2 protein-coding genes are annotated in these 1920 nt (G+C 42.4%); both read right to left on the minus strand.

The annotated features are described in order from the left end of the window. Positions 1-1352, minus strand: a 1352-nt coding sequence (gene drt3b, locus ACQR30_RS07265) for an antiviral reverse transcriptase Drt3b (RefSeq protein WP_429733387.1), incomplete at its 3' end; no start/stop codon positions are given. Beyond that, positions 1345-1920: hypothetical protein (locus ACQR30_RS07270; protein WP_429733390.1), on the minus strand; the 576-nt coding region annotated here is incomplete at its 5' end. The genes drt3b and ACQR30_RS07270, both read right to left, overlap by 8 nt.

The following is a 1920-nucleotide window of genomic DNA, read 5'->3' on the forward strand; positions in this document are numbered from 1 at the left end:
GTAGGGGCAACGGCATAAAAGAAGAAGATGAGTTCGAGCAAGACAAGGCAGGCATCTTTTAGTTGGCTGGCTTGGTCTTCGGTAACTTCTTTGTCATCAGAATTTATTATCCATTTAATTCTGTTGGCGAGCGACGAGATAAGGTAGGACGAGATCTCGTCATACGGGAGATTTTCGGTTGAGCATACAAGCTTTATCTCATCTATAAAGCTGCGCGTTAGGCGGCCAGGATGAAAAATCCCTGTCGGGACCAACGTGAGTTCCTCGGATGATGGGCGCTTCAAAAACTTATCGACGAAGTTATTTATGATTAAATTGATACTTCGCACAACCCTTGATTTTTGCGTAAAAAACGGTCTGACGTATGATTTCTCTTTGGATTTGTTGGTATGGAGATTAAATTTGCTGAGTTCGTCGGTATATAGCTCCAGGACTTTATTTGCTATATCGTCGGTTTTGGCAAACACGTAGACGTCATCAACGTATCTGAATATACTGTAGTGGTGCCCGTGGCGAAGCTTATGGCGGGATTTAATATTGGCAATAGCATCGCAGTCTATTTTTTGAAAAATTACTTCTGCGAATATTCGGGATACTTCCGGGCCAATTACAATTCCGTTTGTCTCATTGTAATTGGATCGTTGCATTAAAGAATCGAAGGCTTGCCCGAATGTCGAACCTACGCCTACATTATGCTTTACAAACGTCTTTTCCTTTGTTGCCCACGAAATAGAGTGAGTGTAGATGCTCTCGAAACATTTTGTGACGTCGAAAGTTTTTAGAATTTGAAAATTTTTTTCAAGTTTGAGGAAAAGTCCGGATTTAAAAAATTTGTATAGCATATCATATCCGCGGTAGGAGAAATATGAGGAGCTATATCGCATAAGGGAGTCGAGTGATTCTTCTTCGACAGTTTCTCGTTTGTATTTCTTTAAATTTTCGAGAGGATTGCGGTAAAAATATGTACCCGCGACGCGCTTAGGCGATCGGAGAGACGCTGGACTTTTCCCACAGAAATGGCAGATTAGTTTCTCATTTTTCTCGTAGAAATCTTTCATTTCCCATTGTGAGATGGGATGCGGTAGGCCTAGGCGGCGGAAGCTCGTCGCACTCTTCCTTATCTTGTAAGAGTATGGAATCGTATATTTTGGATGTGACTTGTTCCTTCCAGTTCCCAAAACTAAACGTTCGAATAAAAGCTGCGAAATCGGACTTGCCGCGCCTACGGTCTTACTGTTCTTGTAAAAACCATCATTCGATATGATGGCGGGAACTTCGTTGGGGAGTGTGTCGGTCACCAATATGCGCTCGAAATCAGAACGTTTTATTTTCTTGGAAATATTTTTAGACATATGACCAACACTTTTGAATTTTCTTTAACTGCTTCGGGGAGGTATGGACGAATGATTCCTTGCGGAAGTTTTTTACAAAACTGTTCCGCAGAAGCTGTCGCCTTTGTGCTTCGGTCGTTTTTAACTGAAATTCGGAAAATATTTTTCCATGACCTGATAATAGGCCGGCCCTCAGAAATTTGTCGAGATCTGCCAAGGCTTTGCTGCTATCGGGAGTGACTAGGTGATAATTGTAGTAAAGACCGGCAAGTCTCTTTTGATCTCTATTTTTATCAATGACGCTAAAGTTGCTGGTCAAAAATTTTATTCTTGCTTCTAATAGCGGGAAATCTTGGCTTTTGCAATAGCTGTGAATCGATGCAACAATTCGCGTCTTGATTTTGTTGATCTTTTTGTCCGCGATATCGACATGAATGTCGCGGAAATGATGCTTGGGTAGTAGGGGCTTGCTGAGCGGAGGCTCAAAAACTGCAAAGCTATAGCCTAGATATTCGACCTTTAACAGTCTGGGTGCTGAAGGCGACGTTGTTTTCGGCGGTGCGACTGGATGGCTCGCGACACCTTGCGA

This window comes from Arachidicoccus sp. (assembly GCF_050436765.1).
Lineage (GTDB): Bacteria > Bacteroidota > Bacteroidia > Chitinophagales > Chitinophagaceae > Arachidicoccus.